The following is a 26,629-nucleotide window of genomic DNA, read 5'->3' as shown; positions in this document are numbered from 1 at the left end:
TAACCGCCCAAGGCAACCAACCGCGTTCCCGCCGCCGGTGAAGCGCTATCTAGGCAATCAAACAAATACACGCAAGACAGAAATGAAAAGAAAATGAAAAAAACTAGCCTACAGCAAAATTGTGACTGTTTTTTGAACATATCCTACCCAAATCGGGGCACTGACTTTCCGAAAGTTACCGCGCCCCATGCGGCTTGTATAAGGACACCCGCACCGACACCGCCCGAAGAGCCAGATTCCGGCGGCCAGCACCGCTGCAATGCCCGGAATACGGGGCAACACCCCTGAAATGCTCAGCGCGATTCGCGCGATTCGGGGGGGGTGGATCAGCGCCACGCGAACACAAGACTGTCATTGGACGTCTGGATTTGCCCGCGCTTAGGCGTGCAAAAGGCTTTGTAAACACCACTCAAGAAAACTTGACCCTCATCCAATGAAGGAATGGCTGCGTAAACCCTGCATCATCACCAAGATGAATTCATGGAGGATTACGAATATGATCAAGTCAACACTCAGCACACTGGCCGTTGTCGCAACATTCGCTGCGCCCGCTTTTGCAGATGGGCACGGTCAGGACATTGTGGATATTGCCGCCGGGAATGAAGCGTTTTCCACATTGGTGGCCGCTGTCACGGCAGCTGGGCTGGTCGATACCCTGAAAGGGGACGGCCCGTTCACAGTATTTGCCCCGACAGACGAGGCATTTGCCGCCCTGCCCGAAGGCACGGTCGAGGCACTTTTGGCCGATATCCCAACCCTGACCGCGATTCTGACCTATCATGTGGTTCCCGGTGCAGTCATGTCCGGCGATCTGGAAGATGGCATGATGGCGGAAACCGTGAACGGCCAGTCTGTCACCATTGGTGTCGGCGACACAGTGACCGTGGACGGTGCGACTGTCATTCAGGCCGATATCGAGGCGACAAACGGCGTGATTCATGTGATCGACACTGTGATCTTGCCGGAATAATCCGGCGGGAAAGCTGCGCCAGCCATTGGCGCTATTGGGAACGGGCGGCCAGACTGGCCGCCCGTTTTTCTGCGGTGGGGGGCGTCAGGCGCGGAACTTGCGCACTGTTTCGATCATAAGGGCAACATTTTCGGGGTTGGCATCGGGCGTGATTCCATGACCCAGATTGAAAATATGCGGCCCCTTGCTGAAGGCGCGCACAACGCGTGTGGTTTCATCGACCAGCGCCTGCCCGCCCGTCACCATATGGCTGGACGCCAGATTGCCCTGCACGCAGCCATCGCATTGCACATGTTCCGCCGCCCATTCGGGCGTCACGGAATTATCGATGGCCACACAATCCGCGCCAGTTGCACGCCCGAATCCGATATACCCGTCCCCTGCCTCGCGCGGGAAGGCTATGACCGGCACGCCGGGGTGGCGGTCGTTGATGGCCTTGATGATCTGGCGGGCGGGTTCCAATGCGTAGCGGGTGAAGGCATCCCCCTTCAGCGACCCGGCCCAACTGTCGAAAATCTTGACGACTTCAGCACCGGCCTGAATTTGCATGGACAGATATTCGATTGTTGCCAGGGTAATACGGTCCATCAGGGCATCGAATGCCTGCGGTTCGGTTTCACGCATTTTATGCGCTGGCCCCTGATCTGGGGTGCCACGTCCGGCAATCATATAGGTGGCCACAGTCCAGGGCGCACCGGCAAAGCCGATCAATGTCGTCTCACGCGGCAATTCGCGCGCCAGAATACGCACTGTTTCATAGACAGGCGACAGGGTGTCGTGAATCGCCTCCACGGGTTTCAGGGCGTCCACACCGGCGCGGTTCACAATCTGCGACAGGCGCGGCCCTTCGCCGGTTACAAACCACAGGTCCGCGCCCAGCGCCTGCGGCACCAGCAAGATGTCGGCAAACAGGATGGCCGCGTCAAACCCATAGCGGCGAATCGGCTGCAAGGTCACCTCGGCCGCCAGTTCGGGGTTGTAACACAGCGACAGGAAATCCCCCGCCTGCGCCCGTGTTGCGCGATATTCGGGCAAATAGCGACCTGCCTGGCGCATCATCCAGATCGGGGGCGTTGGCAGCGTTTCCCCCGCAAGGGCGCGCAAAATGGTCTTGGTCGGGGCGGGTGCGGTCATGCGTAAACTCTCCTTGAATTCCTCCCTCGTCCCAAGCCCGGAACAAGTTGTCAAGTGTAGTGTACACTCTGCGCTTGTAAGGACCGGATCGCGGCGCTAATCAAGTGCCATGACACATGTATACCCGACCCCCGACCAACCCCTGAAAATTGGCACGCGCGGCTCCCCTTTGGCGCTGGCGCAGGCCTTTGAGACGCGCGCGCGGCTTATGGCCGCGTTCGCGCTGCCAGAACAGGCGTTCGAAATTGTGCCCATCAAGACTACCGGCGATGACCGCAGCATGATCGACGCGGACCGCCCCCTGAAGGAAATCGGCAACAAGGGGCTGTTCACCAAGGAAATCGAAGAAGCGATGCTGGCAGGCCGCATCGATATTGCCGTGCATTCCATGAAGGATATGCCGACCGAACAACCTGACGGGCTGGTGCTGAACTGCTATCTGCCGCGCGAAGATGTGCGCGATGCGTTCGTTTCGCGGCAAGGGGTCGCCGCGCTGGCCGATCTGCCCGCTGGCGCAGTCGTGGGCACATCCAGCCTGCGGCGCAGGGCGCAGTTGCTCAACCGCCGCCCGGACCTGAACGTGGTGGAATTCCGCGGCAATGTGCAAACCCGCCTGTCCAAGCTGGACAATGGTGTGGCCGATTGCACCTTTCTGGCGATGGCGGGCCTGAACCGCCTGAACATGGCGCATGTCGCCAGTGCCCCCATCAACCCCGAAGACATGCTGCCCGCAATTGCCCAAGGCGCGATCGGCATTGAATGGCGCAGCGCTGACGACCGCACCGCCGAAATGCTGGCACGCCTGCATGACACCCCCACGGCCCAACGGCTGGCCGCAGAACGCGCGTTTCTGGCCGGGCTTGACGGGTCTTGCGAAACGCCCATCGCGGGGCTGGCGGTCATTGACGGCGGGGAAATCTGGTTGCGCGGCGAAATCCTGCGCCCTGACGGGTCTGAACGTCTGTTTGACGAAGGGCGCGCGCCTGTGGCCGATGCGGCCCTGCTGGGGCAGGACATGGCCGCAAGACTGCGCGCGCGTGCACCTGCCGGGTTCTTTGACTGGCACTGACACCCCATCGCGCAATGCAAGCGCGCCTGCCCGCGCGGGGTGTCCGCATCACTGGCAAGTTCGCCATCCGCCCCTTATCTATGGTTTATCGGATAAGGGGCAGTCATGGCATCTGGCAAATTGACATACAGGCTGGTGGATCGCGTTGAACGCGCGGGTGCCACAGTGACAGGCGCAATTTCGGGCGTGTTTTCCGAACCTGCGCTGCGGCTGGGCGTTACGGGCCTGTCAGGCGCAGGCAAAACAGTGTTCATCACCTCTCTGGTGGCCAATTTGCTGGATCGCGGGCGCATGGGCCGGATACAGGCCGTGGCTGGCGACCATATCGAAGCCGCCTTCCTGCAACCCCAGCCCGATGACACCTTGCCCCGCTTCCCATATGAACAGCATCTGGCCGCGCTGACCGGCCCCGCCCCCCACTGGCCCGAAGGCACGCGCCACATCTCGCAATTGCGGCTGTCGTTCAGGGTGCGCCCGGGGGGGCTGTTGTCGGGCATTCGGGGCAGCCGCATCCAGCATATCGACATTATCGACTACCCCGGCGAATGGTTGCTGGACCTGGTGCTGCTCGACAAAAGCCATGCGCAATGGTCCGAAGAAACACTAACACGCATGAAAAACCGCCCCTTTGCTGCGGATTTCCTGACGCAACTGGCCGCAACCGACCCCGCCGCCGCCCATGACGAACCCGCTGCACAGGCCCTGACGGCAAGCTTTACCACCTATCTGCAGGCCGCCCGTGCCCAAGGGTTGCCCGACATCACCCCCGGCCGCCTGCTGCTGCCGGGTGATCTGGCAGGCTCGCCGGTGCTGACCTTCGTGCCCATGGCGGCCACAGGCCCGCGCGGGTCGTTGGCGCGTGAAATGGCGCGCAGGTTCGACGCCTACAAGGCACAGGTGGTGCGGCCCTTCTTTCGCGCCCATTTCGCCCGCATCGACCGTCAGGTTGTGCTGGCCGACGTGCTGGGCGCCATCCATGCGGGGCCGGATGCCGTGGACCGGCTGGGCCAGACGATGGCCGACCTGCTGGCCACCTTCCGGCCCGGCCGCACCGCATGGCTTGGCCGCATTCTGGGCGGCAAACGCGTGGAACGCATCCTGTTTGCCGCCACCAAGGCCGACCATCTGCACCACAGCCAGCACCCCCGCCTGACCGCCATAACAACCGCCCTGCTGCGCCAGTCCCGTGACCGCGCCGATTTCGCGGGCGCAACCACCAGGGCGCTGTCCATCGCAGCCCTGCGCACCACCATCGAAGAACAGCATCACCGCGATGGCCAGACACTGGACTGCGTGCGCGGCAAACTTCTTGACAGCGGCAAACAGGCCGCCTTCCATGCAGGGGACTTGCCCACAGACCCCGCCCAGCTTCTCGGGCGGTCACAGCACGATGCCCGGCGCTGGCTGGATGCCGATTACCGCATCATGCAATTCGCCCCCGCACCCCTGACCCGCGCCCCAGGCGACGGGCTGCCCCATATCCGCATGGACAGCGCCGCAGACTTCCTGATCGGGGACCTTCTGACATGACCGACCGCAAGCCTGTGCTCATCGAACTTGACGACGACGTCCCCCACGCCGCCCCCGACACGGCCCACCCCCTGCCCGATGATGACAGCGCGGCCCCGCCCGACGGCCCCGGCGGTCAGGCCATGCAAATGGCCCTGCGCGGCGCGGGCACAAAACTGACACTATGGGCCAAACTGGGCTGGGGCGGCTTGGTGGGGTTCATCACCCTTGCCGTATCGGTCACGGCATGGGACTTCACCACCGGCCTTGTCGCGCGCAGTGAAATCCTGGGCTACACGGCGCTTGGCCTTCTTGCCGTTCTTGTCCTCTCTGGCGTCGCCATGGCGCTGCGCGAATGGGCGGGCCTGCGCCGCCTGCGCCGGATCGACCTGCTCCGCCAACAGGCCGCGCGCGCCCGCACCGACAACAACCGCCCCGACGCCACCCGCACCCTTGCCGCACTGGACGCGCTTTATGCGCACCGACCAGACATGCGCTGGCCCTGCGCGCGCATGGCCGAAACCGCACCTGACCAACCAGATTCCGACGCGCTGCTTGATCAGGCCGAAATCATCCTTCTCGCGCCGCTTGACACCGCCGCCCGCCTTCAGGTCGAAACCTCCGCACGGCAGGTCGCCCTGCTCACCGCCATGATCCCGCTCGCATTGGTCGATGTAATGGCTGCCCTGCTCACCAATCTGCGCATGATCCGGCGCATTGCCGAAATTTACGGCGGTCGCGCTGGCACTTTGGGCAGTCTGCGGCTGTTGCGGGGTATCATCACCCATCTTCTGGCGACAGGCGCGCTGGCCGTGGGTGAAGACATGATCGGCGCTGTGGCCTCTGGCGGGATCGCATCAAAACTGTCGCGCCGCTTTGGCGAAGGGGTGGTCAACGGGGCGCTGACTGCGCGTCTGGGCATTGCCGCAATCGAACTCTGCCGCCCCCTGCCCTTCCACACCCAGCCCCGCCCGCGCACCAGCGCCATCATGCGCCGCGCGGTCAGTGGCCTGTTCGACAAGAAACCCTGATGTCACGCTGGCCCAAATATCCACGGGGTTGCCCAAGGGGGGCGTGCCCCCCTTGGGGCGGGGGGTTCAGCACTGGCCGCAGGCCGGTGCTGTCGGGGGGCAGCCGCCCCCCGTCCCCCTTCCCGGTCACATCTGCCGCGCCATGGAATGATAGTCGGGGTTGGGCGCCATTCCCGTGGCCGACGCCACCCTGTTGGACATCGAAAAGAACCCCACCACTGCGATAATGTCAAAAATATCGCGGTCGGAAAATCCGTGCGCGCGCAGGGCGTCGCGGTCTGCCTCCTCCACCCTCGCACTGGCCTCGGTCACCAGCGCTGCGAAATCCAGCATGGCGCGGGTGCGCGCATCCAGCGGCGCGGCGCGGTAATTCATGACCATCGCTTCACCCAGCGCAGGGTCGCCCGACAACTCGCGCACTGCCGCGCCATGGGCGACCTGACAATACCAGCACCGGTTGATGGACGACACCACCACGGCAATCATCTCTCGCTCCAGCTTGCTCAGGGCACTGTCGCCCAGCATCAGGTCATTATACATGCCCACAAATGCATCGAATTTCGCCACATCGAACGAATAGGCCCGCAAAACATTCGGCACCATGCCCAGTTTCTGCTGTGCAAGGTCCAGATATTTTTGCGTGCGTTCAGGCAGCGGGTCGGCTGCGGGCAGGTTCAGCTTTGTCACTTGCGTGGTCATCTCAGTCCTCCTTCTGACGATAGGAATACTGCGCCATCACCTGCATGCCCAGCGCATCATACAATGCGCGCGCCGGGGCGTTTGCTTCGGTTACGGCCAGTGCCAGCCACTGCGCGCCCTGTTCCTGCGCCCAGAAGGCCGCCCCTTGCAAGATCATGCGCGCCACCCCCTTGCGGCGCAGCGCGGGGGCCACTTCGACGGCATGCACCATCGCAATACCGTCATGGACCGCGCAAAACGCAGCCCCTGCAGCGCGGTCATGGCGGCGCGCAATCAAGCCCGCTTTTGGTCCGCGCGCCCGCGCCATGACCTGCACCCGCGCAGGCCCGATACCCCCGTCAGCCCAGATCCTGCGCATGATCGCCAGCGGCGGCCAGACGGCATACAGGCTTATGGCGGGGGGGTCTTGTGCGATGGCGGCAACCGGGGCGGCATAAATCACGCTGGCGTCAACGCGGCCATAGCCACACGCCGCCAGCCGGTCTTGCAGCGCTGTCTGCGTGTGGCGCAGCATGAACAGCGGCTTTTGGGACAGCGCGCGCATGGCCGCTTCTGCAACAGCAATGTCTGCGCTGTCATCCTTGGTGGTGGCCGCGCTGACGCGCTTGCCCCCGCCTGCACCGTCGCGGATGGTCCAGCCTGCCACCAGTTTGCGCGACAAGGCCGGCCATGTCCCCTCCAGCGCTGCAAACAGCGCGTCAGGGGCGGGCAGTGTCACGCAACCGCCTCGGGGAACAGGTCTGACAGGCGCACCATCGCCGCATCCACCTGCGCGCGCGCCTGCCCGCGCACCACCACATTTGCCCCAAACGCCCCGTCGCGCTGGAACGGGTAGCACCCGATGGACAGGTCGGGATAGGCGGCGGCCAGCGCGGCCAGGTCGGCGGCTATCTCGCCCTCGCCGCGATTGACGCACAGGGTTTGGCTGTACAGCGCCTGCCCTGATGTCAGCAGCGGCAGCACTGACGCCACCATGGCCTGAAACACTGCAGGCACGCCCGCCATCACATGCACGTTTTCCAGGGTAAACCCCGGGGCCGAGGAGACGGGGTTGTCAATCAGGCTGGCCCCGTCGGGAATGCGCGCCATGCGCAGCCGCGCAGCGTTCAGTTCCAGCCCCGTGCGCTGGTAATGCGCGGCCAGAATGGCGCGCGCATCATCGCGGATGTCGACATTCGCCCCGAAGGCGGCCGCCACGGCATCAGCGGTGATATCATCATGCGTGGGACCAATTCCGCCCGATGTGAACACATGGTCATAGTCCGCCCGCAACGCGTTCAACGCCGCCACGATCTTGTCGTGCTTGTCGGACACAATGCGCACTTCGGCCAGGTCAATGCCGCGCGTGCACAACTGCCCGGCCAGATAATGCATATTCGCATCACGGGTGCGCCCTGACAGGATTTCGTCACCGATGACCAGCATCGCGGCGGTGGGGTTCGACATTCGTATCTCCGATATATCTGCCTTGTTCAGGTATAGAAGCGCCGCGCGCGGGTTTCAAACCCTTGTCGCACGCCCATGCGCGCATTTGTCAGCCGCGCGTCAGTTCTGCCTCGTTGCGCAGCGCGCCCATCAGGTCCGACAGCAGCTTGACATAGCTTTCGGTCATCAGCGTGCCGTCTGCGTCGAAATGGTCCTGCGGGCTGGCCACCAGAACTTCCGGTCCCTGCAACAGGCGCGGGCGAAATGGCACCATCATCAGGCGCAGCGCGAATTGCGCCCGCTCGCCGCCCGCGCGCCCTGCGGCGGCAGACACAATCGCCACGGGCTTGTCTGCCCAGGGTGCACCCCCACGGCTTAACCAGTCCAGCGCGTTTTTCAGCACGCCGGACGGGGCCTTGTTGTATTCGGGGCAGGCAATCACCACGGCATCGGCGGCCTTGATCTGGTCTTTCAGGCGGATCACTTCAGACGGAAGGCCCTGCGCCTCCAGATCTTCATCAAACAGGGGCAGGCGCAAATCCCCTTCGGTAAATTCCGCACCATCAAACAGGCGCGCGGCCTGTGCCAACAATTTGCGGTTAAATGATTGCGCGCGCAGCGCCCCGCACAGGCCAACAAGTTTCAAATCCGACATGGAACCTCCTTCAAGGGTGTGGGTTCATAGCTAGCGACAAACCGGCAAATGGCAATCATCGCGGTTGAACATGGGTTCGCAATCTCCCAGACTGGGGCGGATTACAAGCAAAACGAGGCATTCATGACCATGCGACATGGCGGACAAATACTGGTGGACCAACTGAAGGCGCAGGGCGTGCGCCGCGTCTTTTCGGTGCCGGGCGAAAGTTTTCTGGCGGCGCTGGACGGGCTGCATGAGTCAGGCATCGAAAACATCGTTTGCCGCCACGAAGGGGGCGCGGCCATGATGGCCGAGGCCCACGCCAAACTGACCGGCCAGCCCGGCATTGTGTTCGTCACCCGCGGGCCGGGGGCCACGAACGCGTCCAGCGGGATTCATGTCGCCATGCAGGATTCCACACCGCTGATCATGTTTGTGGGCCAGATCGACAGCCGCCACCGCGACCGAGAGGCGTTTCAGGAAGTCAATTACCGCGAATTCTTCAAGCCCATCGCCAAATGGGCCGCCGAGGTGGACCATACCGACCGTCTGCCCGAATATATCAGCCGTGCCTTTCATCAGGCCAGCGCGGGCCGCCCCGGCCCCGTTGTGCTGGCACTGCCCGAAAACATTCTGTCCGCCCGCGCCGATGTGCCCGACCTGCCGGCCGTGGCCCCCACGCCACCATCTGTGTGCGCTGAGCAGATTGATGCGGTGCTGGACATGCTGTGCACCGCCAAACGCCCGCTGGTGATTGCGGGCGGGTCGGTCTGGTCCAGCGACACAGCGCAAGCCCTTGGGCATTTTGCAGCGAATTTCGGGCTGCCGGTTTGTGCGACTTTCCGGCGGATGGACCGCATCGACAATCGCCACCCCAATTATGCAGGCGATCTGGCCGTGGGGATGAACCCGAAACTGGCGCAGCGCCTGCGCGACGCCGATTGCCTGCTGGTGCTGGGGTCGCGGCTGGGCGATATTGTGACGGGCGGGTATGACCTGGTGAACCCGGCCAGCCCGGACAAGACCATCATCCATATTCACCCTGACCCGAACGAGTTGGGCCGCGTCTATCGCCCTGATCTGGCGCTGGCCGCGCCTGCGGTGGATTTCATCACCAAACTGGCAAAGCGCGACGCCCCCGCACACCCAGACTGGACAGACTGGACGCGCGCGGCACATGCCGATTATCTGGATTGGGTCACGCCCGTTGAAACGCCCGGCGCGGTGAAGCTGGAACAGATCATCCACAGCCTGTCAGACCATCTGCCCGAAGATGCGATTGTCACCAATGGCGCAGGCAATTACGCGGCCTTTTTGCACCGCTATTTGCGCGCCCGCGCCTTTCCGGGCCATCTGGCCCCCACATCGGGGTCCATGGGCTATGGGTTTCCCGCCGCGATTGCCGCGAAACTGGAACACCCCGAGCGCGTCGTGGTGTGTTTTGCAGGCGATGGCTGTTTCCAGATGACGTTGAACGAGCTGTCCACCGCGCGCCAGCATGGGGCGAATATCATCGTAATTGTGTGCAATAACGGCCAATATGGCACGATCCGCATGCATCAGGAAAAAACCTATCCCGGACGGGTCAGCGGCACGGGGCTGTTCAACCCCGATTATGCCGCGCTGGCGGCGGCCTATGGCGGGCATGGCGAACGGGTGGAACGCACCGCAGATTTCCTGCCCGCGTTTGACCGCGCGGTGGCGGCGGGGCGGCCTGCGATTGTGGAACTGGTGCTGGACCCCGACGCGTTGTCGCCATCGCTGACTGTGGCGAAGGCGCAGGCACTGGCGGGGTCCTGAATTCGACAGGGGGGCGAGGGCGCTGCCCTCGCGCTCCCGGGATATTTTTGCCAGAATGAAATCAGATGGACAAAAGCGCAGGCAGGTCAGGCATTGCGTGAAAGACTGTTGCCCCCTGGGCGGCTAGATGGGCACCATCGCCGTCGGGGGCATAGCCAAAACACCGCATCCCGGCGGCACGGGCGGCACGGGCACCTGTTGCGCTGTCTTCAATGACGACGCACTGCGCAGGCGCGATGTCAAAGGCGCGCGCTGCGTGTAAAAACAGGTCCGGCGCGGGTTTTGGGGCGGGCACATCTTCGGCGGCATAGAGCCGCCCCGAAAGCCGGTTCCACAGTGCCTGATGCTGGCCGATGGTGATGGCCATTTTCGCATGCCGCCCGTTCGAGCCGACACAATAGGGGATGGATGCGCCGTCCAGCCGGTCAAGCACAGTTTCAATGCCCGCAATCAGGGGTGTGCCCTGTTTGAGCCGCGCATAAAGGCGGTCATAGAACCCTTCGACCCAGTCGGGGGGCAGGTTCGCGCCATGGCTGCGGGCCTTGGCGGCCACGCCGGACATGGTGGCGCCGATGAACATGTCCATTGCGCGGTCCAGCGGCAGGTCCAGCCCGCGCGCGGCCAGATCATCGCGCAGCATGTGCAATGTTGGCCCTTCGCTGTCGACAATGACGCCGTCGCAATCGAAAATAACCAGTTCCGGTGTCATGCTGTCCCCTGACGTGTTAGAATGGTAACATGGGTGTCCCCGTAACGGCGATGATCGCGCAGATGCAAGCCGGGGGGCGCGGGTTGGGGCGCGTTTTCTTCCCAGACGATCAGCGCATCATCGGCCAGCCAGCCCCCCGCCTGCGCGCTGGCCAGCGCCCGCGCGCCAAGGCCCTGCCCATAGGGCGGGTCCAGAAACACCAGCGAGAAGGCCGCGCCCCGGTTTTCGCCCAAGACGGTGGCATCGCGGCGGAACAGTTTGGTGCAGCCCATGGCGCGCAGTTTTTCGATATTCTGGCGCAGCACCCCGCGCGCCACTGCGCCGTCATCCACAAATGTGACATGCGCGGCCCCGCGCGACAGCGCTTCCAGCCCCAGCGCGCCAGTGCCTGCAAACAGGTCCAGCACGCGCGCATCCTGAAGCACATTGCCATAGCCGCCATTGACCAGAAGGTTGAAGACGGCTTCGCGCACCCGGTCGGATGTGGGGCGCAAATGCGCCTGCACATCGCCGCTGCCCAGCTCGGCCAGTTTGGTGCCACGAAACCGCCCGCCAATCACCCTCATGGCTGCAACAGGGATTTCAGGTCGGTGGCAGGGTCTGTCACCTGCGCGGGGTCGGGGCTGCGGCCCGCTGCGATCAGGCGTTTGGCAAGCATGAAAGCGCGCGGGTCATTGAGTGCATCCACCGCCAGCAGCTTGTCGCCCGCGTAATACCAATGGCTGCGCGCGCCTGACACGTCGCGCACCACAACACGGTCATAGCCCAGATTCAGCCCCGCGATTTGCAGCTTCAGGTCATATTGATCCGACCAGAACCAAGGCATCGGGTCATAGTCCAACCCGGCACCCAGCATGTTCTGCGCCACCAGTTCGGCCTGATCTATGGCGTTTTGCACTGATTCCAGCCGCAAGCGCTGGCCGCGCCATGGAAAGGACGCGCAATCGCCTGCGGCCCATATGGTATGATCGGAGGTGCGGCCCAGCGCATCAACCGCGATGCCGTTTTCCAGATACAGGCCCGCCGCTTCGGCCAGCGCCGTATCGGGCAGCACACCAATTCCCGCGATCACGAAATCAGCGGGCAGCACATCCCCATTTGTCAGGCGCACGGCGGTCACGCGGTCCGCGCCTTCCAGCGCAGCGAGGGCGACATTTTCCAGGATCCGCACCCCATGCGACTGGTGCAAAGCGCGAATCGCATCCGAGGTTTCGGGGGCGGCCACGCGTTGCAAAATGCGCGGGGCCATTTCGACAACTGTAACTGTCAGGCCGCGTTTGGCCGCCACAGCCGCCGCTTCCAGCCCGATATAGCCGCCGCCGATAATGACAAGCTGGCGGCCCGCCGCGAAGTCCGGGGCCATGGCGTCCACATCCGCCAAGGTGCGCACAGTGTGCACCCCCGCCAGCGCCCCCCCGATTGCGGCAGGCAGATTGCGCGGCACCGTGCCGGTTGTCAGCGCAAGCTGGTCATAAGCCAGAACCTGCTCGCCCACGGTAACTGTGCGCGCGATGCGGTCAATCGCGGTCACTGGTGCGCCCAGATGCAAGTCTATGTCATGATCGGCATAAAAACTGGCAGGGCGCAGGAACAGCCGTTCCAGCGCCAGTTCCCCCAACAGATAGGCCTTGGACAGGGGCGGGCGTTGATAGGGCGGCACGGTTTCCTGCCCGATCAGGGAAATTTTACCCGCAAACCCCGATGCGCGCAATTTTGCCACCAGTGATGCGCCTGCCTGTCCGGCACCTATGACCACTATTCTTTCCATCTGCTGCCTCGCTGCCTCTGGCCTAATCTGTGTGTGACCCTATATCTTGGGCAGTGGCAAACACAACACAACGAGGAGCATATACAATGGCAATCACCACAGGCGACACATTGCCCGACGCCACATTCAGCCGGATCGGGGCCGAAGGGCCGGAACAGATTGACCTGTCGGGCCTGACCAAGGGCCGCAAAGTGGCAATTTTCGCAGTGCCGGGCGCGTTTACGCCCACTTGCCATTCCGCGCATGTGCCCAGCTTCATCCGCACCAAGGATGATTTTGCCGCCAAAGGCGTGGATGAGATTATCTGCATTGCCGTCAATGACCCGTTCGTGATGAAGGCATGGGGCGAAGCCACCGGCGCAACAGAAGCGGGCCTGACCTTGCTGGCCGACGGCACAGGGGCCTTCACCAAATCCATCGGCATGGATTTTGACGCGCCCCCTGTCGGGCTGATGGGGCGTTCCAAGCGCTATGCCATGCTGGTTGACGATGGCAAGGTCAGCGTGCTGCACACCGAAGAAAGCCCCGGCACCTGCGACGTATCGGGTGGCGAGGCGCTGCTGGCCGCGATCTGACCTATGGACGGGGGTGCGCTTTCGGTCACGCTGATTCCTGATCTGGGGCATGTCAGCCCGCAGGATTGGGATGCCTGCGCCTGCCCGGAAGCGGCCCTTGGCCGCCCTATTGACCCGTTTACAACCTATCGCTTCCTGCGCGCGCTGGAAACTTCGGGGTCAGTCGGGGCGGCGGCGGGATGGGAACCGCGCCACCTGATCGTCCAAAACGGGGGCCAGTTGGTTGCCGCCGCATCCATGTATGTGAAATCGCATTCCCAAGGCGAATATATCTTCGACCATGCGTTTGCGCAGGCCTATGGCCGCGCGGGCGGCGATTATTACCCCAAGCTGCAAATCGCTGTTCCGTTTACACCGGCCACAGGGCGGCGGCTGCTGTGTGCGCCCGATATGGGGGATGCTGGCGGGGCCGCGCTGTTGCAGGCGCTGGCACAGATTGCGCGCGACAATGCGCTGTCATCAGCACATGTCACCTTCTGCACCGAAGGTGAGGCCGCGCAGGGCGCAGAACTGGGCTTCCTGCCCCGCGTGACCGAACAATTCCATTGGGAAAACCGCGGCTACAGCTGTTTTGACGATTTTCTGGCCGATCTGTCATCGCGCAAGCGCAAGACCATCCGCAAGGAACGCGCGCAGGCGCAGGGCTTTGGCGGGGACATCCGGCACTATACCGGCGCGGACATCCAGCCCGCGCATTGGGACGCCTTCTGGACCTTCTATCAAGACACGGGCGCGCGCAAATGGGGCACGCCCTATCTGACGCGGGCGTTCTTCGATCATATCCATGACACGATGCGCGATGATATTCTGCTGGTGCTGGCCGAACGCGACGGGCAGCCAGTGGCAGGGGCGCTGAATTTCATCGGGCGTGATTGCCTGTTCGGGCGCTATTGGGGCTGCATCGAGGATCATCCCTGCCTGCATTTCGAACTGTGCTACTATCAGGCGATGGACTACGCCATTGCCAAAGGGCTGCGCAGGGTGGAAGCGGGCGCGCAAGGCATCCACAAACTGGCGCGCGGCTATATGCCCTCGCGCGTGCATTCGTTGCATTACTTCCCGCAACCGGGCTTTCAAAAGGCGGTGGCGCGCTATCTGAGCGATGAAACGCAGGCCATCAATGATGAAATGGAGATCCTGCGCGACCATGCGCCGTTTCGCAAACAGACCTGACCAACAGGAGGGGTAACGATATGGCTGTAAAACTGACCGACACCACAACACTGGACGCGCTGCTGGCCAATGGCTGGCAAAAAACGGACGGGCGCGATGCGATTGAAAAGAAATTCACCTTCGCCGATTTCACCGAAGCCTTCGGCTGGATGACACGCTGCGCGATCCACGCCGAAAAGCTGAACCATCACCCCGAATGGTCCAATGTCTACAAACATGTGACTGTGGTGCTGACAACCCATGATGCGGGCGGGCTGACCGATCTTGATGTGAAACTGGCACGCAAGATGGATGCATTGGCCAACCACTAGGCACCTGCGCCCGGCCGGCGTGGCAAGCGCGCCGCGCAAGCGGGGCGCGGGGGCGGGTGGGTGGGCCACGCTGGCCGGGCGCATTCCTTTTTCTTCTGGCACAGACTCGCAATTGCGCCTATGCGACTGCCATGAACCAGTCATCCTTTCCCGTATTCCTCGCCTGCCTGCCGGGGCTTGAACCTGTGGTTCTGCGCGAAGCGCAGGTATTGGGCCTGCCCGCCCCTGTCGCTGTTCCCGGCGGTGTGGAAACAACCGGCACATGGCCCGACATCTGGCGCGCGAACCTGTGGCTGCGCAGCGCCAGCCGGGTTCTGGTCCGCCTGGGGGCATTTCGCGCCCTGCATCTGGCACAACTGGACAAACGCGCCCGGAAATTCCCCTGGTCCGACGTACTGCGCGCTGATCTTCCGGTCAGAATAGACGTCACCTGCACCCGCTCGCGCATTTATCACCAAAAAGCCGCAGCGCAGCGCATTGCAACGGCAATCACCGAAACCCTTGGCGCGCCGGTCACCGCAGATGCCGATCTGCGCCTGATGATCCGCATAGATGATGACATGGTCACCATCTCGCTGGACACCTCGGGGGACGGGCTGCACAAACGCGGCCATAAACTGGCCACCGGCAAGGCCCCCTTGCGCGAAACAATGGCCGCAACCTTCCTGCGGCAAATGGGGTTTGACGGCACCCAACCCGTGATCGACCCGATGTGCGGGTCGGGAACCTTTGTTCTGGAAGCGGCGGACCACGCCGCAGGCCTGCCACCGGGCCGCAGCCGCGCGTTCGCCTTCCAGAACCTTGCCAGCTTCGACCCAAGGGCTTGGGCCAAAGTGCAGTCGCACAGCCCCAAAGCCCCGCCCTTGCAGTTCTTCGGTTTTGACCGCGACCAAGGCGCGATCCAGAACGCCCGCGACAATGCCGCGCGTGCTGGCCTGACGGACTGCACTGCGTTTGCCTGCCAGCCCATCGGCGCCTTGACCCGTCCCGACACGCCCCCCGGCCTGATCATGGTCAACCCGCCCTATGGCGCGCGCATTGGCAACCCCGCCAAACTGTTCGGGCTTTATGCCACGCTGGGGCAGGTGCTGCGCGACCAGTTCACAGGATGGCGGCTGGGCCTTGTCACATCGGAGCGCAAACTGGCCCATGCCACCGGCCTGCCCCTGCAGCCCGGCCCCCCCATTCCCCATGGTGGGCTGAAAGTGCACCTGTTCCAAAGCGGCCCGCTATAGCGCAAGGCTGGACATGGCTTGTCGTCGCGCGCACAATCTGAAACAAGCCCGTCACTGCCCTGCAACCGGCACGTCTGAACCCGAAAGGCCACAAGATGGCACATATTGCAAGCACCGCCCCCGGCCCGGAAAACGCCCCTGACGTTATCCGCAAGGCAGCTGCCGAAACTGTCGCGGTAGAAGCCCGCGCACTGGATTACCTGGCCAATAACCTGCCCGCTGATCTGGAACCCGCGATCCACCACATCCTGAATATCAAGGGCCGTGTCATTGTGTCGGGGATCGGCAAATCCGGCCATATCGGGCGCAAGATTGCCGCGACACTGGCGTCCACGGGCACGCCCGCTTTCTTTGTGCATTGCGCCGAGGCCAGCCATGGTGATCTGGGCATGGTCACCAATGACGACATTTGCCTGCTGATCTCGAATTCCGGCGAAACCACCGAACTGCGCGACATGCTGTTTCACATCAAGCGCTTTTCGATCCCCATGATGGGCATTTCATCCCATCCCGACAGCACAATGATGCGCGCCGCAACCTACCGGCTGACGCTGCCCCTGCTGCCCGAAGCCTGCCCCATCGGCATGGCCCCCACCACATCCACCACCCTGACGCTTGCACTGGGCGATGCGTTGGCCGTGGCCCTGATGGAAGTGCGCGGCTTCATGCCCGAGGATTTTCGCCTGTATCATCCCGGTGGCAAACTGGGCGCGCAGCTGAAAACCGTGGCCGATTTCATGCATGAAGGCGACTCGCTGCCGCTGCTGGACCATAGCACGGATATGCAGACCGCACTTTTGACCATGACATCCAAAGGGTTCGGCGTGGCCGTGCTTATGGATGGTGCGCGCATTGCCGGTGTCATGACCGATGGCGATTTGCGCCGCAACATGGACAGTTTGATGAGTGTGCGGCCCGCCGATGTGGCCAATCCAAGCCCCGTGACCGTGCAACCCGACATGCTTGCCGCCGAAGCGCTGGCACTGATGAATGCGCGCAAGATCAGCGTGTTGCTGGTGGTCACGCCGCAGAATACACCCATAGGCATTGTTCATATCCACGATTTTTTACGCGCGGGGGTCATGTGAAAACCGTTTTGTTTATTCCGGCACGTTATGCGTCAACCCGGTATCCCGGCAAGCCGCTGGTGGCATTGCGCCAGCGCGACGGGGCCACCAAAACCCTGATTCAAATGAGTTGGGAAGCCGCCCTGCAAGTGCGCGGCGTGGATGCAGTGTATGTGGCCACCGATGATGACCGCATCGCAGATACCGCGCGCGGGTTCGGGGCCGATGTGGTCATGACCTCCGAAAGCTGTGAAAACGGCACGGCGCGCTGCGCCGATGCGCTGGCGCGGCTGGCTATTGCGCCGGATCTGGTCATCAACCTTCAAGGCGACGCGCCGCTGACCCCGCCCTGGTTTGTCGAGGCCCTCATCGAAGCCATGCGCGCAGACCTCACCGTGGGCATGGCAACCCCTGTGCTGCGCTGTGACCGCCAGACCTATGAAAACTTCATCGACGACCGGCGCAACGGGCGCGTGGGCGGCACCACGGCCGTGTTTGACCGGAACATGAACGCGCTGTATTTCTCCAAGGAAGTTCTGCCCTTCATCGATGCTGGCAAACTGCCCGAACCGATTCCCGTCTTCCATCATGTGGGCGTCTATGCCTACCGCCCATCGGCGCTGGCGCAATATGCGGCAATCCCGCCCTGCACGCTGGAAAATCTGGAAGGGCTGGAACAACTGCGCTTCCTGTATGGCGGAATCCCGGTGCGTTGCGTGGAAGTGGACGCGCGCGGGCGGGTGTTTTGGGAACTGAACAACCCTATGGATGTCGGGCGCATCGAATCCGCTTTGCAGGAGGCACCATGATAGAAACAACCCCCATCCAGATTGGCGACATCACCATTGGCGGCACGCATCCCTTCGCACTGATCACTGGCCCATGCCAGTTGGAAAGTCTGGACCACGCGCGCATGATGGCCGAACGCATTGCCGCGGCCTGTGCGCCCACGGCCACGCGCTTCATCTTCAAGGCCAGCTATGACAAGGCCAACCGTTCCTCTATCGGCACGCAGCGCGGGCTGGGCATGGATGAAGGGCTGCGTATTCTGGACCAGATCAAGCGCGAATTCGGCGTGCCCGTGCTGACCGATGTGCATGACGCGCGTCAATGTGCGCCTGCCGCGCAGGTCTGCGACGTGCTGCAAATTCCCGCGTTTCTGTGCCGGCAAACTGACTTGCTGCTGGCCGCAGGCGAAACCGGCGCCGCCATTAATGTCAAAAAAGGGCAGTTTCTCGCCCCGTGGGACATGGGCAATGTTGCCGCCAAAATCGCATCTACCGGCAACACGCGCATCATGCTGTGCGACCGTGGCACGTCCTTCGGCTATAACACGCTTGTCAGCGATTTTCGCGGCCTGCCTACAATGGCGCAAACCGGCTATCCGGTGGTGTTTGACGCAACGCATTCGGTGCAGCAACCCGGCGGGCAAGGCACCACATCAGGCGGGCAACGCGAATTCGCGCCCGTTCTGGCGCGGGCCGCAGTAGCAGTGGGCGTGTCGGCGCTGTTCATCGAAACCCATCAGGACCCCGACAGCGCACCATCTGACGGGCCGAACATGATACCAGTGGACAAGATGGAAGCCCTTATCGGCCAGTTGCGCGCACTGGATGAGTTGTCGAAATCCCAGCCGCATATCGCGCTGTGACTGACGGCGACTATAGGTCACCATGGCAGGGGAAAATGGCCTGAAGCAGACGTTGAAAGCATCCCCCTAGTGCGGAATCAAGGCTGCAGGCCGCCGCGCCATCGGCGGGCCGTCCCGCGGCCTGCCGATGACCTGAAGGCGTGCCAAGCGCTTGATGTCAGGAATATGCCGCGTGGATAAACTGCATCCCTATAACGCTGGATCGGCAGACCCCGGCCCGCCGATAGCGCGTGCTTCATCCAAGTGCCAACGTCCCCTTCAGGCCATTCCCCACCCAACACACACGCACGCGCCTAACTGTCGCCCCCGTCGCTCCGGCGCGCTAGCCATTGCGCCCATAAATCCGGCCTGCGCGCCTGCGTCAGCTGTTCGGACTGGCTTTGACGCCAGCGCGCAATCTCGGCATGGTTGCCTGATTGCAGCACCGGGGGAATGCCCAGCCCCTGCCATTCTGCGGGCCGGGTATAGTGCGGGTGTTCCAGCAAACCGCGCGCGAAACTTTCTTCCTCCACCGAGGCGGCATTGCCCAGAACATCCGGCAGCAGACGCACTGTCGCATCAATCATGGCCTGCGCAGCAATCTCGCCACCCGTCAGGACAAAATCCCCAAGGCTGACTTCCTCAACCCCGAAATGGTCAATCACGCGCTGGTCAATCCCTTCAAACCGCCCGCAAATCGCCGTTACGCCGGCACCACTGGCCCAACGCCGCGCCGTGGCCTGCGTAAATGGCGCCCCGCGCGGGGACAAATAGACCAACGGGCAATCACTACGCCCCCGCTGCGCCATGGTGATGGCACGCCCCAGCACATCCGCGCGCAGCACCATCCCCGCCCCGCCGCCCGCAGGCGTGTCATCAACATTGCGGTGCTTGCCGTCCCCAAACAGACGCAAATCAATGGTATCAAGCCCCCAAAGCCCCGCTTTCAGCGCCTTGCCCGTCAAGGACAGGCCCAACACACCGGGGAACGCTTCGGGAAACAACGTGATGATGCGCGCCTGCCATGCCTGCGCCAACGGGCGCGGCGCATCCAGATCACGCGGGCTCAGCGACGGCGTTACCGCAATGCGGCCCGCCGCGCGCCTTGGCCGGTCGGTCATTCAATCAAACCTTCGGGCGGGTCGGCAATAATGCGGCGGCTTGCCAGATCAACTGTCGGCACCGCCGCTTGCGTAAACGGCAACAGGATCGCGCCCTTGCGCCCGGGTGCCACAATTTCCAACAGGTCCGACGCACCGTGGTTCAAAACTGCCTTCACCCGCCCCAGTTCCGCCCCGCCAGTGTCAAACACCTGCACGCCAATCAGGTCAGCATGGTAGAATTCATCATCAGGCAGGTTCGCCAGGCGGTCACGGTCCACGAACAACCGCACCCCGCGCAGCGCGTCAGCCGCGTCGCGGCTGTTTACCCCGGCCAGACGCCCGGCAAACCCTTGGGCTACTTGCGCCCCAAGGGTCAGCGTGAACTGCCGTGCCCCATCTTCGGACCATAGCGGGCCATAATCCCCAATCGCACGGGGATCAGCGCAAAAGCTTTTCAGGCGCACTTCGCCGCGCACCCCATAGGCCCCCATGATCGCCCCGACACAGATTCGCGCTTTGCTCATGTTGCTTTCATCTTGCCCAAAATACTCGCGGGGGGGGTATTGCCCGCAAATTGCGGGCAATATGGGGGGCAGCAAGCCCCCCTGCTATCGCCAGATTATTCGGCAGCAGCTTCTTCGGATTTTGCAGCTTTCTCGGCTGCGCGCTCCAGCGCTTTCTTGCCGGGCTGGGCCTTTTTCATGTTGGCGCGGGTCGTTTTTTCACGCACGCCCGCAGCTTCCAGAAAACGCGCAACGCGGTCGGTGGGTTGTGCGCCCAGGTCCAGCCAATGCTTGACGCGGTCAAGGTCCATCTTGATGCGGTCTTCGCTGTCTTTGGCCAGCAGCGGGTTATAGGTGCCCAGTTTTTCCAGAAAGCGGCCATCGCGCGGCATGCGCGAATCGGATGCGACGATCGCATAATGGGGGCGTTTCTTGGACCCACCACGGGCCAGACGGATTTTCGTTGCCATGTCAGTTTCTCCTTATGAGCAGGCAGTCGCGGGATGGCCCCGCAAATTCAGTGTCAGCGTTGCATTCCCTCGTGGTGACGGATCACCTCCGAGATGATGAAATTCAGGAATTTCTTGGCAAATTCCGGGTCGAGATCGGCCTCTTTGGCCAACCATTCCAGCCGTTCAATCTGGCGTTCTTCGCGCGCAGGGTCAGACGGTGGAAGATCATGCTGCGCCTTCAGGCGGCCCACAGCCTGCGTATGCTTGAACCGCTCGCCCAGTGTATAGACAAGGATTGCGTCCAGCCGGTCGATGCTGTCGCGGTGGCCGGCCAGCAGATCCGCGGCGCGTTGAACATGGTCATTCATGCATAGGCCTCTAGGTTGCCATCATTATCGGCGCGCGCAATAGGGTGGCGCCAGACCTGCACATTTGCAAGCCCGCCCGGCGTTTGCGCGGCTGTGTCCTGCACGCATCCCAGCCGTTGCGCCAGCGCCAGACTGCGCTGATTGTCGGGCGCGATATAGCTGACTGCGGTATCCCACCCCAGATGATCTTGCACATGGTCACGGATGGCGCTGATCGCCTCGAATGCGTAACCCTTGCCTTCGGCCTGCGGGGTCCACAGCAGCCAGCCAAGTTCCCGTTCGGGCCAGCCCAACGGAAACCACGGCCCCGCCGAGCCCAGAACCGCGCCCGATTGCCGGTCGGTGATGACGAACTGGCCAAACCCATGCAGCACCCAATGCCCGATGAAATGGCCAAAAGCACGCCAGGCCGCGTTGTCATCGCGCGCCAGTGCATTTACGAATTGCGCACGATCCGACGCCATGAAGTCGCGCCACGCTGGCCAATCGGCGGCGACGGGCGCGCGCAACAGCAGTCGCGCGGTTTCCAGAACAGGGGTGTGGGCCAGTGCAGGTGTCATTTTTTCTTGAACATCCCTGACAGGCCACCGGGCAAACCACCACCGCCGCCCAGTCCGGGCATGCCGCCAAGTTGCCGCGCGGCCTGTTGCATAAGTTTGGGGTCCATCTGGCCGGGGTCCGGCAGGGCATCTGCACCTTTGCCCTTGCCCATCATACCGGCCATGGCCTGTTTCAGCATGCCTTTTTTGCCCATGGTTTTCATCATGTCGGCCATCTGGCGGTGCTGCTTCAGCAGTTTGTTCAGGTCCGACACATCCAGCCCCGCGCCTGCGGCAATGCGCTTCTTGCGGCTGGCTTGCAGGATAGCGGGGTTGGCGCGTTCTTTCTTGGTCATGGAATTGACCAGCGCAATCTGGCGTTTCAGCATGGAATCGTCAAAACCGGCGGCTTCGGCGGCCTTGGACATTTTGCCCATGCCCGGCATCATGCCCATGACGCCCTGCATGCCGCCCATTTTCAGCATCTGTTCCAGCTGCATTTTCAGGTCGTTCATGTTGAACATACCCTTCTGGAACCGCTTCATCATGCGTTCGGCCTGTTCAACCTCCAGCACTTCCTGGGCTTTTTCCACAAGGGCCACGATGTCGCCCATGCCAAGGATGCGGCCTGCCACGCGCTTGGGGTCGAACACTTCCAATGCGTCAGTTTTTTCGCCCAGCCCCACAAAGCGGATGGGCTTGCCGGTGACTGCGCGCATCGACAGTGCCGCACCGCCGCGCCCGTCGCCGTCCATGCGGGTCAGGACTACGCCGGTCACGCCCAGCTTGCCGTCAAATTCGGCGGCCACATTGACAGCATCCTGCCCCGTCAGGCCATCCACAACCAGCAGGGTTTCACGCGGGTTGGCGACATCGCGCACGGCCTGCACTTCGTCCATCAGCACATCGTCAATATGCAGCCGCCCTGCGGTGTCCAGCAAGAACACGTCATACCCGCCCAGCGTGGCCTGTTGCTTGGCGCGTTTGGCAATTTCAACCGCAGACTGGCCCTTGACGATGGGCAGCGTATCAACCCCGATCTGGGTGCCAAGGATGGCAAGCTGTTCCATCGCAGCGGGGCGGTTGGTGTCAAGACTGGCCATCAACACGCGCTTGCCCTCGCGGTCTTTCAGGCGGCGGGCCAGTTTCGCGGTGGTCGTCGTTTTCCCCGACCCCTGCAAACCCACCATCAGAACGGGTGCAGGCGGGTTGTCGATTTTCAGCGCGCCGGTGTCTTCTTCGCCTTCCAGCATGGCGATCAGTTCGTCATGAACAATCTTGACGACCTGCTGGCCCGGTGTCACGGATTTGGTGACGGATGCGCCAGTGGCCTTTTTCTGCACACGCTTGATGAAATCGCGGGTCACGGACAGCGAAACATCGGCTTCCAGCAGGGCCACGCGCACTTCGCGCAGGGCGGCGCGCACGTCATCTTCGGACAACGCGCCCTGTTTTGTCAGGCGGTCAAAGACACCAGACAGGCGTTCGGACAGATTCTCGAACATGCGCGTCATCTCCTTGCCCAGCGGGGCGCTTCCTTTGCCCTGATGGGCGAAAAACCATCATCGCACCCACGGGCGCAACGCGCTGGTGGATGGCGATCTTTGCACATAAGCAAAGACCGGAAGCGTTCTTACTTCCGGAATCATCTGCCCGTTTATGCACAGACAGGCCGGAAGTCAAGCCTGTGGGCATTCATGAGCTACACCCCGATCGAAGGGTTCGGATCAAGCCCCTGGGACATATCGGCGGCAATCGCCGAAAGCGGCCAGCGAATTTCCACCAATGCCCCGCGCAGGTCCGGCGCATGCGGCAGGGTTTTCACCAATCCGTCGCAATTCATGAAATCCAGTCTGGCGCCTGTGCGTTCCAGCAGGGTTTTTGCAATGAATGTGCCCAACCCCATACCGTCATAGCCCGGCCGGCGCTTGCTGCGCGCGGGGTCGCGGCGGCGGCCCAGAAACGGCTCGCCTATGCTGGACAGGACCTGCGGCGGGAACCCTGCGCCATCGTCAATAATACGCAGCGTCAGGGCCTGCGGGGTCCAGCGCGCGTCAACCCACACTTGCGATTGCGCGAAATCAACGGCGTTCTGGATCAGGTTGCGCAACCCGTGAATAATTTCAGGGCGGCGCAGGATCAGGGGCTGGCTGTCAGGCGCGCCGCCTTCTGGTGTCAGCAGGAAATGAACCTGTTTGCCACGGTTGCGATGGGGGTCTGCAGCTTCTTGCAGCACGGCTTCAAGCGGGGCGCGGTGCATATGCGTGTCATCCTTGCCGCTGCGCCCCATGGCGCGCAGAATATCACGGCAGCGGTCCACCTCGCTGGCCAGCAGGCGCACATCGTCCAGCAGGTCGGGGCGGTCACTCAGTTCGTCGGCCAGTTCGGAACTGACCAGTTTTATCGTGGCCAGCGGCGTGCCCAGTTCATGCGCTGTTGCCGCCACCACCCCGCCCAGATCGGTCAGCTTCTGTTCGCGCGACAAGGCCATCTGTGCGGCCAGAAGCGCATCTGCCATCGAATCCGATTCGGCGGCAACACGGTGGGCATAGAATGCCTGAAACACGACCCCGATCACGATTGCCGCCCAGAACCCGAAACTCAGGATCGGGGGCACCACAAGAATGGTCCCATCCATGAACCGAAGCGGCTGATAGGCCACACTGACCAGTGTAATCAGCCCGATAGCCACAAGCGCAAGCATCATGGTTGACCGCGGCTGCAGCGCCATGGCGGAAATGGCGACAGGGGCCATGATCAGCAGCGCAAAAGGGTTTGTTATGCCGCCCGTCAGGTATAGCAGGCAGCCCAATTGCGCGATGTCGAATAGAAATGTCAGCGACGCTTCCACGTCCGACAGCCGCTTGGTGGGCGGGAACAGGAACAGCGCCAGCAAAATGGACACCGCCGCCGCACCAATGACCAGCGCCACCAACCCCAGATCGAAGCGCAGGTCAAACACCACCACGGCCAGCAGGAACGCCCCCACCTGCCCTACAAGCGCCACGGCCCGCACATAGGTCAATGTACGCAGGCGCACCCATTCGCCGCGATTATCCTGACTGATTTCGCCAAAAGTGGGCGCTTTCATGGGGTGGCTCCTTCTGGTCGGCGGGCTGCGGGCAGGGCTTGATGTCACAGTTGCGGGATAAGGGATTGTTAGGCCGCGCGCATTCCGTCATCAAGACGCCAATATCCCTAAGTCGGAGAGGGTGCGATGATTCGCCTGTATTCACTTATTGCCGCCGGACTGATTGCCGCCCTTCTGGGGGGGCTTGGCTATATGGTCATGACAGGGTCCAATCAGGCTGGTCTGGGGCAATGCCGCGAAACGTCAATTGCGGGGGGGGCGGGGTCCATTGGCGGGCCGTTCGAACTGGTGGACCACACGGGGCGCACCGTCACGGACGCGGATTTCGCGGATCGTCCGGTATTGCTGTATTTCGGCTATACTTTCTGCCCTGATGTCTGCCCGCTGGACACGGCGCGCAATGCGCAGGCGGTCGATCTGCTGACGGAGCGCGGCTATGATGTAACGCCGGTGTTCGTATCCGTGGACCACCAACGCGACACACAGGACTTGCTGGCGGAATTCGTGCGCTTCATGCATCCTGACATGATTGGCCTGACCGGCACGGAAGAACAGATCCGCGCCGCCGCGCGCGCATATCGCGTGTATTACGCGGCACAGGAAAGTGATGATGATTTCTTCCTGATCGACCATTCAACCTTCAGCTATTTCATGCTTCCCGAACATGGATTTGTTGACATCATCCGCCGCGACCAGTCCCCCGAACAGGTTGCCGACACATTGGCCTGTTTCATTGACAACGCCTGACCGGCGCGGATGAAATTGACCTTTGGCATATCCCGCCCTAAATGTGACAAACAGGAAAGCGGGTGTGAAAATGGAAGATAGCGCGAAGATTGACCTTGGGCCTGATCCGTCACTGTTGCTGGTCGATGATGACGAGGTGTTTTTGAAACGCCTGTCGCGCGCCATGGAAAAACGCGGCTTTCAGGTGGAAACCGCCACTTCAGTGGTGGCAGGCAAGGTCATCGCCAAGGCCCGCCCACCTGCCTATGCAGTGGTGGACCTGCGCCTTGAAGACGGGAACGGGCTGGATGTGGTGGAAGCCCTGCGCGCGGCGCGCGATGACGTGCGCGTGGTGGTGCTGACAGGCTATGGCGCGATTGCGACAGCCGTTGCCGCCGTCAAGATTGGCGCGACCGACTACTTGTCAAAACCCGCTGACGCGAATGACGTGCTGCGCGCCCTGCTGGCATTGCCAGATGACGAACTGCCCGACATTCCCGACAATCCCATGTCTGCGGATCGTGTGCGCTGGGAACATATCCAGCGCGTGTATGAGCAATGCGACCGCAACGTGTCGGAAACGGCGCGCAGGCTAAGCATGCACCGCCGCACATTGCAGCGCATCCTTGCCAAACGTTCGCCTCGGTGACAGGCTGAAGCGGGGGCGTTGATGCGCGCGCCTTGCTGACCGGGGGCACCAAAACATGCGCCATCTTGTTATGATCGCGGCCATTCCGGCGTTGCTTGTCGCCTGCGCCACACCGCAGGACCGCTGCATTCGCGCGGCACAGGCGGATTTGCGCGATCTCGACGCGCAGATCGCGGATGTGGAAAGCGCGCTTGCCCAAGGCTACAGGGTTATTCCCGCACAAGAGGGGCTGACGCGCATAAGCCTGTGCGCATGGCCGCGCGAACCCGTGCTGTTTTGCACCCAATCCGTTCAACGCCCACGTTCTGAAGCGCGCGAAGCAATTGACCGGCAGGCCGAGCAGACGCGCCTGCAGGACTTGCGCCAAAGGCGCGCAGAGCTGGTTGTTCAGACAACACATCGCGTGTCGGCGTGTCAGGTGCCGTAACATGGGCCGGGCGGCCTGAACATATCAGG

The 26,629-nt window shown here is 62.6% G+C and carries 30 protein-coding genes; 15 read left to right on the top strand and 15 right to left on the bottom strand.

Annotated features, from left to right (window positions below):
* Positions 1–496 precede the first annotated feature (496 nt).
* The gene (locus ACTZWY_RS16640) at positions 497–970 is read left to right on the top strand and encodes a fasciclin domain-containing protein (protein WP_444791830.1); all 474 of its coding nucleotides are present in this window, start codon (positions 497–499) and stop codon (positions 968–970) included.
* 84 nt (positions 971–1,054) lie between these two features.
* On the opposite strand, the gene hemE is transcribed toward ACTZWY_RS16640, so the two are convergent.
* Positions 1,055–2,104: a uroporphyrinogen decarboxylase gene (gene hemE / locus ACTZWY_RS16635; protein ID WP_444791829.1), complete on the bottom strand. Its 1,050-nt coding sequence runs from the start codon at positions 2,102–2,104 to the stop codon at positions 1,055–1,057.
* A gap of 109 nt (positions 2,105–2,213) precedes the next feature.
* Here hemE and hemC point away from each other — a divergent pair, with 109 nt between their 5' ends.
* From hemC to ACTZWY_RS16620, 3 genes are all read left to right on the top strand, one after another.
* Positions 2,214–3,173 (top strand): hydroxymethylbilane synthase, encoded by a 960-nt coding sequence (gene hemC, locus ACTZWY_RS16630; protein WP_444791828.1) that lies wholly within the window; start codon positions 2,214–2,216, stop codon positions 3,171–3,173.
* Positions 3,174–3,278: 105 nt separating this feature from the next.
* Positions 3,279–4,703, top strand: a complete 1,425-nt coding sequence (locus ACTZWY_RS16625; RefSeq protein WP_444791827.1) for a YcjX family protein — start codon at positions 3,279–3,281, stop codon at positions 4,701–4,703.
* Positions 4,700–5,713 carry a YcjF family protein gene (locus ACTZWY_RS16620; RefSeq protein WP_444791826.1) on the top strand — a complete coding sequence of 338 codons (1,014 nt, stop codon included), beginning with the start codon at positions 4,700–4,702 and terminating at the stop codon, positions 5,711–5,713. The genes ACTZWY_RS16625 and ACTZWY_RS16620 overlap by 4 nt, the downstream gene beginning before the upstream one ends.
* 126 nt (positions 5,714–5,839) lie before the next feature.
* On the opposite strand, the gene ACTZWY_RS16615 is transcribed toward ACTZWY_RS16620, so the two are convergent.
* From ACTZWY_RS16615 to ACTZWY_RS16600, 4 genes are all read right to left on the bottom strand, one after another.
* Positions 5,840–6,412 carry a peroxidase-related enzyme gene (locus ACTZWY_RS16615; RefSeq protein WP_444791825.1) on the bottom strand — a complete coding sequence of 191 codons (573 nt, stop codon included), beginning with the start codon at positions 6,410–6,412 and terminating at the stop codon, positions 5,840–5,842.
* Position 6,413: 1 nt separating this feature from the next.
* Positions 6,414–7,130, bottom strand: coding sequence for a GNAT family N-acetyltransferase (locus tag ACTZWY_RS16610; protein WP_444791824.1), 717 nt, complete (start codon positions 7,128–7,130; stop codon positions 6,414–6,416).
* Positions 7,127–7,858, bottom strand: a complete 732-nt coding sequence (locus ACTZWY_RS16605; RefSeq protein WP_444791823.1) for a competence/damage-inducible protein A — start codon at positions 7,856–7,858, stop codon at positions 7,127–7,129. Before ACTZWY_RS16605 ends, ACTZWY_RS16610 begins: the two co-directional genes overlap by 4 nt.
* 88 nt (positions 7,859–7,946) lie before the next feature.
* Positions 7,947–8,492 (bottom strand): NADPH-dependent FMN reductase, encoded by a 546-nt coding sequence (locus ACTZWY_RS16600; protein WP_444791822.1) that lies wholly within the window; start codon positions 8,490–8,492, stop codon positions 7,947–7,949.
* 129 nt (positions 8,493–8,621) lie between these two features.
* On the opposite strand from ACTZWY_RS16600, the gene ACTZWY_RS16595 reads away from it, so the two are divergent.
* Entirely contained in the window at positions 8,622–10,274 is a 1,653-nt protein-coding gene (locus ACTZWY_RS16595; RefSeq protein ID WP_444791832.1) for a thiamine pyrophosphate-binding protein, read from the top strand.
* Between the two features lie 61 nt (positions 10,275–10,335).
* Here the strand turns inward: ACTZWY_RS16595 and ACTZWY_RS16590 are convergent, their stop codons facing one another.
* From ACTZWY_RS16590 to ACTZWY_RS16580, 3 genes are read right to left on the bottom strand one after another with little or no spacing between them, the layout of a single operon-like run.
* A complete protein-coding gene (locus ACTZWY_RS16590; RefSeq protein ID WP_444791821.1) occupies positions 10,336–10,983 on the bottom strand; it encodes an HAD family hydrolase in 648 nt (215 codons plus the stop codon).
* Positions 10,980–11,549 (bottom strand): 16S rRNA (guanine(966)-N(2))-methyltransferase RsmD, encoded by a 570-nt coding sequence (gene rsmD / locus ACTZWY_RS16585; RefSeq protein ID WP_444791820.1) that lies wholly within the window; start codon positions 11,547–11,549, stop codon positions 10,980–10,982. Before rsmD ends, ACTZWY_RS16590 begins: the two co-directional genes overlap by 4 nt.
* Positions 11,546–12,751, bottom strand: coding sequence for an NAD(P)/FAD-dependent oxidoreductase (locus ACTZWY_RS16580; protein WP_444791819.1), 1,206 nt, complete (start codon positions 12,749–12,751; stop codon positions 11,546–11,548). Before ACTZWY_RS16580 ends, rsmD begins: the two co-directional genes overlap by 4 nt.
* 86 nt (positions 12,752–12,837) lie before the next feature.
* On the opposite strand from ACTZWY_RS16580, the gene ACTZWY_RS16575 reads away from it, so the two are divergent.
* The 7 genes from ACTZWY_RS16575 (at position 12,838) to kdsA (ending at position 18,763) form a co-directional block, all read left to right on the top strand.
* Positions 12,838–13,326, top strand: a complete 489-nt coding sequence (locus ACTZWY_RS16575) for a peroxiredoxin (RefSeq protein WP_444791818.1) — start codon at positions 12,838–12,840, stop codon at positions 13,324–13,326.
* Between the two features lie 3 nt (positions 13,327–13,329).
* Positions 13,330–14,499, top strand: a complete 1,170-nt coding sequence (locus tag ACTZWY_RS16570) for a GNAT family N-acetyltransferase (protein ID WP_444791817.1) — start codon at positions 13,330–13,332, stop codon at positions 14,497–14,499.
* 20 nt (positions 14,500–14,519) lie between these two features.
* Positions 14,520–14,810 carry a 4a-hydroxytetrahydrobiopterin dehydratase gene (locus ACTZWY_RS16565; RefSeq protein ID WP_444791816.1) on the top strand — a complete coding sequence of 97 codons (291 nt, stop codon included), beginning with the start codon at positions 14,520–14,522 and terminating at the stop codon, positions 14,808–14,810.
* A gap of 131 nt (positions 14,811–14,941) precedes the next feature.
* A complete protein-coding gene (locus tag ACTZWY_RS16560) occupies positions 14,942–16,045 on the top strand; it encodes a THUMP domain-containing class I SAM-dependent RNA methyltransferase (protein WP_444791815.1) in 1,104 nt (367 codons plus the stop codon).
* 95 nt (positions 16,046–16,140) lie between these two features.
* Positions 16,141–17,133 carry a KpsF/GutQ family sugar-phosphate isomerase gene (locus ACTZWY_RS16555; protein WP_444791814.1) on the top strand — a complete coding sequence of 331 codons (993 nt, stop codon included), beginning with the start codon at positions 16,141–16,143 and terminating at the stop codon, positions 17,131–17,133.
* Positions 17,130–17,921, top strand: coding sequence for a 3-deoxy-manno-octulosonate cytidylyltransferase (locus ACTZWY_RS16550; protein ID WP_444791813.1), 792 nt, complete (start codon positions 17,130–17,132; stop codon positions 17,919–17,921). Before ACTZWY_RS16555 ends, ACTZWY_RS16550 begins: the two co-directional genes overlap by 4 nt.
* Positions 17,918–18,763: a 3-deoxy-8-phosphooctulonate synthase gene (gene kdsA / locus ACTZWY_RS16545; protein ID WP_444791812.1), complete on the top strand. Its 846-nt coding sequence runs from the start codon at positions 17,918–17,920 to the stop codon at positions 18,761–18,763. Before ACTZWY_RS16550 ends, kdsA begins: the two co-directional genes overlap by 4 nt.
* Before the next feature lie 293 nt (positions 18,764–19,056).
* Here kdsA and trmD read toward each other — a convergent pair whose 3' ends face one another.
* From trmD to regB, 7 genes are all read right to left on the bottom strand, one after another.
* Entirely contained in the window at positions 19,057–19,863 is an 807-nt protein-coding gene (trmD, locus tag ACTZWY_RS16540; protein WP_444791811.1) for a tRNA (guanosine(37)-N1)-methyltransferase TrmD, read from the bottom strand.
* On the bottom strand, positions 19,860–20,369 hold the full coding sequence (gene rimM / locus ACTZWY_RS16535) for a ribosome maturation factor RimM (protein WP_444791810.1): 510 nt from the start codon (positions 20,367–20,369) through the stop codon (positions 19,860–19,862). Before rimM ends, trmD begins: the two co-directional genes overlap by 4 nt.
* Before the next feature lie 95 nt (positions 20,370–20,464).
* The gene (rpsP, locus tag ACTZWY_RS16530; protein WP_444791809.1) at positions 20,465–20,818 is read right to left on the bottom strand and encodes a 30S ribosomal protein S16; all 354 of its coding nucleotides are present in this window, start codon (positions 20,816–20,818) and stop codon (positions 20,465–20,467) included.
* Between the two features lie 53 nt (positions 20,819–20,871).
* The gene (locus ACTZWY_RS16525) at positions 20,872–21,168 is read right to left on the bottom strand and encodes a chorismate mutase (protein ID WP_444791808.1); all 297 of its coding nucleotides are present in this window, start codon (positions 21,166–21,168) and stop codon (positions 20,872–20,874) included.
* Entirely contained in the window at positions 21,165–21,728 is a 564-nt protein-coding gene (locus tag ACTZWY_RS16520) for a GNAT family N-acetyltransferase (protein WP_444791807.1), read from the bottom strand. Before ACTZWY_RS16520 ends, ACTZWY_RS16525 begins: the two co-directional genes overlap by 4 nt.
* Positions 21,725–23,212 carry a signal recognition particle protein gene (gene ffh / locus ACTZWY_RS16515; RefSeq protein WP_444791806.1) on the bottom strand — a complete coding sequence of 496 codons (1,488 nt, stop codon included), beginning with the start codon at positions 23,210–23,212 and terminating at the stop codon, positions 21,725–21,727. Before ffh ends, ACTZWY_RS16520 begins: the two co-directional genes overlap by 4 nt.
* 197 nt (positions 23,213–23,409) lie before the next feature.
* Entirely contained in the window at positions 23,410–24,798 is a 1,389-nt protein-coding gene (gene regB, locus ACTZWY_RS16510) for a sensor histidine kinase RegB (RefSeq protein ID WP_444791805.1), read from the bottom strand.
* 126 nt (positions 24,799–24,924) lie between these two features.
* Here regB and ACTZWY_RS16505 point away from each other — a divergent pair, with 126 nt between their 5' ends.
* From ACTZWY_RS16505 to ACTZWY_RS16495, 3 genes are all read left to right on the top strand, one after another.
* Positions 24,925–25,545 (top strand): SCO family protein, encoded by a 621-nt coding sequence (locus ACTZWY_RS16505; RefSeq protein WP_444791804.1) that lies wholly within the window; start codon positions 24,925–24,927, stop codon positions 25,543–25,545.
* A 70-nt stretch (positions 25,546–25,615) separates the two neighbouring features.
* The gene (locus ACTZWY_RS16500; protein ID WP_444791831.1) at positions 25,616–26,173 is read left to right on the top strand and encodes an ActR/PrrA/RegA family redox response regulator transcription factor; all 558 of its coding nucleotides are present in this window, start codon (positions 25,616–25,618) and stop codon (positions 26,171–26,173) included.
* 55 nt (positions 26,174–26,228) lie between these two features.
* A complete protein-coding gene (locus tag ACTZWY_RS16495; RefSeq protein ID WP_444791803.1) occupies positions 26,229–26,600 on the top strand; it encodes a hypothetical protein in 372 nt (123 codons plus the stop codon).
* The last annotated feature ends 29 nt before the right edge of the window (positions 26,601–26,629 follow it).

Source organism: Roseinatronobacter sp. NSM, assembly GCF_052379845.1.
Taxonomy (GTDB): domain Bacteria; phylum Pseudomonadota; class Alphaproteobacteria; order Rhodobacterales; family Rhodobacteraceae; genus Roseinatronobacter.
The sequence above is the reverse complement of the archived record's forward strand: the minus strand, read 5'-3'. Positions and strand labels throughout refer to the sequence as shown.